The sequence below is a fragment of the Streptomyces sp. NPDC089919 genome, assembly GCF_040684615.1.
GTDB lineage: Bacteria > Actinomycetota > Actinomycetes > Streptomycetales > Streptomycetaceae > Streptomyces.
The window spans coordinates 1-5,403 of sequence record NZ_JBFBGK010000203.1; the positions used below are offsets into that span (position 1 = coordinate 1).

The 5,403-nt window shown below is 75.8% G+C and carries 6 protein-coding genes; 1 reads left to right on the forward strand and 5 read right to left on the reverse strand.

What is annotated here, in order from left to right; translation table 11 throughout:
- Window positions 1-484: 484 nt before the first annotated feature.
- From AB0O40_RS37420 to AB0O40_RS37435, 4 genes are all read right to left on the reverse strand, one after another.
- Window positions 485-1,147, reverse strand: a complete 663-nt coding sequence (locus AB0O40_RS37420) for an aspartate/glutamate racemase family protein (RefSeq protein ID WP_365050705.1) — start codon at window positions 1,145-1,147, stop codon at window positions 485-487.
- A complete protein-coding gene (locus tag AB0O40_RS37425; protein ID WP_365050708.1) occupies window positions 1,144-1,485 on the reverse strand; it encodes a GNAT family N-acetyltransferase in 342 nt (113 codons plus the stop codon). The genes AB0O40_RS37420 and AB0O40_RS37425 overlap by 4 nt, the downstream gene beginning before the upstream one ends.
- A gap of 131 nt (window positions 1,486-1,616) precedes the next feature.
- On the reverse strand, window positions 1,617-2,042 hold the full coding sequence (gene panD / locus AB0O40_RS37430; protein WP_365050711.1) for an aspartate 1-decarboxylase: 426 nt from the start codon (window positions 2,040-2,042) through the stop codon (window positions 1,617-1,619).
- Between the two features lie 120 nt (window positions 2,043-2,162).
- Complete coding sequence (locus AB0O40_RS37435) at window positions 2,163-2,705, reverse strand: ATP-binding protein (RefSeq protein WP_365050713.1); 543 nt, start codon at window positions 2,703-2,705, stop codon at window positions 2,163-2,165.
- Window positions 2,706-2,999: 294 nt separating this feature from the next.
- Between AB0O40_RS37435 and AB0O40_RS37440 the strand changes: the two genes are divergently transcribed.
- The gene (locus AB0O40_RS37440; protein ID WP_365050716.1) at window positions 3,000-3,971 is read left to right on the forward strand and encodes an alpha/beta hydrolase; all 972 of its coding nucleotides are present in this window, start codon (window positions 3,000-3,002) and stop codon (window positions 3,969-3,971) included.
- 126 nt (window positions 3,972-4,097) lie between these two features.
- On the opposite strand, the gene AB0O40_RS37445 is transcribed toward AB0O40_RS37440, so the two are convergent.
- Window positions 4,098-5,105, reverse strand: coding sequence for a LacI family DNA-binding transcriptional regulator (locus AB0O40_RS37445; RefSeq protein WP_365050719.1), 1,008 nt, complete (start codon window positions 5,103-5,105; stop codon window positions 4,098-4,100).
- Between the last annotated feature and the right edge of the window lie 298 nt (window positions 5,106-5,403).

Here is a 5,403-nt window from a genome sequence, read left to right on the forward strand (position 1 = left end):
GGAGGTACCCCCAGCGGCAGGCCCACCCCTGGGACTTCGCGGCTTCGCCGTGCCCTTCGGGCATCCCAGGCCCGGGCCTGCCTCCGGACCAGCCTGCCACACCCCCGCAAGCGCCTTCCCCACACGTCCCGACCGCGGTGGGGGGCCTGGATCTGGGGCAGCGGCAGCGGGGCTCGGGCGCAGGCCCGCTGAGATCTCGGGGCATGGCCACATGGGGGGCAGCCACGGCCGGTCAGGTCGACGGGCCGGGCACCATGCCGTCAGATCAACGGCCCCGGCGGTGGGATCGGCGGCGCCGGAGCCGGCGGTGGTTCCGGGATGGGGCCGGGGGGCGGTGGGGCGGGGGTCGGCGGTGGGGGTGGCGGCATCGGCTCCGGGGCGGGGGGCGGCTCCGGGTCCGGGGGCCGCGTCTCCTCGTCCAGCTCCAGCTCTACGGGGCGCATGCCCCCACTGTCCCGCGGGCGCCGCCGGGCCGCACCCGGGCTCAGCCCTTACGGGCGACCAGGGCCGCCGCGGCCGCCAAGCCCGGGGCGGGGGCCGACAGGACCGGTACCGGCACCTGCACCAGGTCCGCGGCGGGGGCCATGGAGGCCTGGGCCAGCACGATGACGTCGGCCGTGCCGGCGGCCGCCGTGGCGGTGATCGCGGCCGCGACCGAAGCGGCGTAACCGTCCAGGTCGTCGGCCTCGAAGCGGTCCCACGCGCCGTCCACCAGCCGGCCGGTCGGCGTCAGCGGCCGGTCCGCGGCGGCGGCCTCCTCGGCGAGGAGGCCGAGGGTCGGCGCCAGCGTGCTCGGTACGGTCGCCAGGACCGTCACCCGCGGGCCAAGCCGGACCGCCGCCGCGGCCATCGGCCGGTCCAGCCGCAGCACCGGCGCCCCGGTGGCGGCCCCGGACAGGGCCTCCGCCACGCCGCCGATGGTCGAGCAGGTGCAGAGCACCGCCCCGGCGCCGGTCCCGGCCGCCACCCGCAGCTGCTCGGCGACGGCCCCGGACACCGCTTCGGGGCCTTCCTGCCGGGCCCGGGCCAGCAGTTCCGGGGCGACGACGTGCTGCAGTTCCAGGCCGGGGTGGTGCCGGTCGCGCAGCTCCTCGAAGACCGGCACGTGCAGCGGCGAGGTGTGCACCAGTGCCAGGCGGCCGCTCACCACTGCGACGGGTCCGCGTCGAGCTGCGTCCGGGCCGCCGCCACCAGCTCCTCAGAGGCCGGCGGCGCCTCCTCCGGGTGCCGCCCGGCCCACTTCGCCGCGTACGGGCACAACGGCACCACCGGTACGCCCTCCCGCGCCGCGATCCCGTAGAAGGCGCGCACCAGGTCACCGCCGATGCCGCGCCCCTCCTCGCCGTCCTCGACGATGGTGTGCACGGCCACCAGCGCCCCGACCGGCCCGGCCAGCACGAAGTACGCGATGTGGCCCACCACGCGGCCGTCCTCGCGGGCCCACAGCCGGCCGGCGGCCCGGTCGTCCTCGATCTCCACGCTCATGCGTCAACCCCCGGTGCGTTCCGATCCGCCGGCGCGGTGCGCGCCGGCGGCCCGTCAGGACGGCCGGTCCCCCGGCCGCCGGTCCTTCGGTACGGCGAAGCCTACGGAACGCAGCCGCGGACCGCCGCAGGTCAGAGGGAGGCGGCGACCGCGTGCGGGGGCCGCAGCTGGTCCGTGCCCGGTACCGGCGCCGAGGCGTCCGCGCCCAGTTCCACGATCCGGTTGGCCTCGTCCACGTGCACCACCCGCGGGCGGAAGGCGCGCGCCTCGGCGTCGTCGACCTGCGCGTAGCTGATGAGGATGACCAGGTCCCCCGGGTGCACCAGGTGCGCCGCGGCGCCGTTGATGCCGATGACGCCGGAGCCGCGCTCGCCCTCGATGACGTACGTCTCGAGGCGGGCGCCGTTGGTGATGTCGACGATGTGCACCAGCTCGCCGGGCAGCAGGTCCGCCGCCTCCAGCAGTTCGGCGTCGACCGTCACGGATCCCACGTAGTGCAGGTCGGCCTGGGTGACGGTGGCCCGGTGGATCTTCGACTTGAAGAGGGTGCGCAGCATGAAGGAACTCCCGAGATCTCTGCTCCCTGCCTGCTCGTGCAGGTCAAGGGCTGGTGCGTCACCCTACAACGGCACCCTCGAGGCCCGTCAGGGTCAGGGCGTGCTCCCGGTGCAGGAGGCTCAGGCAGCCGGGATGCGGATGCGGACGACCTTGCCCGCGGTCTTGCCGGTGGCCTTGCCGGTGGCTGCGCGGAAGGCCGTCAGCAGGCCGCCGGCCTCGTCGGCCAGGAAGCCGGCGATCGCGAGGCCCCGCCCGCCTTCGGCCTCGGCGCCGGGGTCGGCGGACGGGGCGAGTCGCGGCAGCCGGGGGTCCGCGTCGGCCACGTCCAGGCGCAGCCGGCCGGCACCGAGGGCGACCGTCACGTGCAGCCGTCCGGAGGCGCCGCCCGCGTGCCGCACGGCGTTCGACAGCAGCTCCGTACCGGCCAGCAGCAGGAGGTCGGCGCACTCGGGCGCGACCCCCCAGTCGGCGAGCACGCCGCGCAGGGCCGCGCGGATCCGGGGAACCTCCACCACCGCGGCCCGCGCGGCCCACCGGACGAGGCGGGGACCCGGCGGCGGGAGCGCGGGGAGCGGGACGGCTGGGGCCCCGGGCGGGGTGGCCGTGCCCGCGGCGGGTGGGCGGGAGCGGGGCAGGGTGGGGGAAAGCGTGGGGCCGGTCATGGCGACTCTCCGGTGCGAAGTGCGGCGCGGTGTCGAGGTGTCTCGTGTAACCCACGGCGGGGTACACCAACCCATCGATCACGTCGGAGACGTTTACTGCGTCGCACAGAGTGTGTTACACGTGTAACAACACTAGGTCGGACCGGGACGTGATCGCAAGGGATTCCGGACATAGGGCATCAAAATCCCGAATACCGAATCCCGCCGGTCCGGTCGACGGGCCGTGGGCCGGTGGGGGCCGGAACGCCCGCACCCGGCCCACGGCCGTGCACCTCCCATCAGAAAGAGGCGGACATGACGCACTCACCCTCCCTCGAGGCCCCGGCCGCACAGCCGCCCGCGGTCCCCGATTCCGGTTGGCCCCCGCCGGCCTTCCGCGCCCCCGGTCCGCCGCGCACCGACGCGAACGGGGTCCGCCACCACGACGGGCTCACCTACGCGGCCACCGCCGGGTACCGGCCCTGCCTGCTCGACGTCCACGTCCCCGCGGCCGAGGGGCCGGTGGCCGCCGTCGTGTGGATCCACGGGGGCGGCTGGCTGGAGGGCGACCGCCGCTACCCGCCGCCGACCGTGCCGGTCGAGCTGCTGCACGGCGCGGTGCTGGGTGCCGGGCTCGCCCTGGTCTCCGTCGACTACCGGCACAGCCTTGAAGCGCCCTTCCCGGCGCAGTTGCACGACGTGAAGGCGGCCGTCCGGTACGTCCGGCGGTTCGCCGCCGAGCTGGGCATCGACCCGGACCGGATCGGCGTCATGGGCGAATCGGCCGGCGGCCACCTGGCCGCCCTGGCCGGGCTCGCCGGACCGGACACCGCGGAGGGCGCCGCCCTGGAAGGCGCCGTCGGCGTCCGCGGCGAGGCGAGCACGGTGCGGGCCGTCGTCGCCTGGTACCCGGCCACGGACCTCGGCGCGCTGCTGGCGCACCCGCTGCCGATGCCGCCGCTGCCGGACGGCACCTCCTACCCCGACCCCTTCGACGCCCTGCTGGGCGGCACCGCCGAACAGCGGCCGGAACTGGCCCGGGCCGCGAGCCCGGTCACCTATGCGGGCCCCGCCACACCGCCGCCGTTCCTCCTCGTGCACGGGACGGCCGACAGTCTGCTGCCCTACGGCCAGAGCGAGATCCTGGCCGAGGCCCTGCGGAAGGCCGGCGGCGAGGTGGAACTGCAGCCGGTGCCGGACGCCGACCACATCTTCCTCGGCGCACCCGACGTGACCCCGATCGTCACCGGCAGCGTCGCCTTCCTCGCCCGCCACCTGGAGGCCTGAACCGGCGCCCGTGCCCCGCGGGCCTTCGCACCGCTGCTGGACCGTCAGGCCGCCCGTCGGTGGGTGGCCTGACGGACCGACGAGCCGACGAGCCGCACAGGCTGACGGAGCGTCACAGCCATCGCGTCAGGTGGACATGCGCTGCACCAGGACCGGCTCCACCGGCTGCACGACCGGCGGCGTGCCGCCCTCGATCAGGATGTGCAGGGCGTCGGCCACCTGCGCGGGGGTGGGGAGTTCGAGCCGGACGGACGTCAGCGGCGGCTGCTGGAGGGCGGACAGGACCAGGTCGTCACAGCCGATGACGCAGACGTCCGCGGGCACCCGGAGCCGCGCCGCACGAAGGGCGTGCACCAGCAGGGCGGCGTACTCGTCGTTGTAGGCGAACACGCCGTCGATCCTCAACCGACGGACCTGGGCGGCGACTTCAGCGGCGGATTCGTGGCTGAAGGAGAGGTCCAGCGGGGTGACGGTGGCCGAGCTGCGCCCTGCGGTCCGCTCGGCGCCCTCGAGGCGCGGCCGGGCGATGGTGTCCAGGCCGCGCTCCTGCGGCATGACCACACCGATGGTGTTCCGGCGCCGGTCGATGAGGTGGCGTGCGGCGAGCGCGCCGATGGCCGCCTGGTCGAGGCCGATCGTGAAGGCACCGGGCAGCTGGTAGGCGCCGAAGGCCACCACCCCGCGCACCCCCGCGCGGGTCAGCACCTCCACGGCCCGTCCGGACATCCGGTCGCCGTCCAGGGCCAGCACGGCCACCGGGCGCAGCTCGGCCCAGGCCCGGGCGGCGGTCACCTCGTCGGCGAACCGCCCGGCGTGCAGGACCAGGACGTAGCCGTGGCGTTCCAGTTCGCTCTCCAGGTCGTCGACCCAGGCGGCGACCAGCTGCCCGGCTGCCGAGACCGATGCCGGCATGAGGACGAGATTGCTGCGGCCGGCGCGCAGGGACCGGGCGGCGGCGTGCGGTACGTAGCCCAGCTGCTGGGCCGCCTCCTGCACCCGGGCGCGGGTGGCCTCGCTGACGCGGTGCGCCTGCGTGTTGTTGAGGACGAAGGACACGGTCGCCCGCGACACCCCCGCCAGCCGCGCGACGTCCGCGCTCGTGACGGCGCTCGGCGCGGTCGGCTCCTTGCTCATGCGTGCTACCTCGTCCCCTCGGCCCCTGACGGCCTCATATCAGGTTACACGCGTTACCGGAGGCGTGTCGGATGCCGGACGCGTGCTGGATGACGCAGATGCCGGGCGCCCGGGGGTGCCGGGAGAGTGGCGGGCGCCGCGGGCGCCGGGGGGTGCCTTGGGCGCCGTGGACACCGTGGGTGCCATGGACGCCGTGGACGCCGTGGACGCCGTGGACGCCGTGGACGCCGTGGACGCCGTGGACGCCGTGGACGCCGTGGACGCCGTGGACGCCGTGGACGCCGTGGACGCCGTGGAC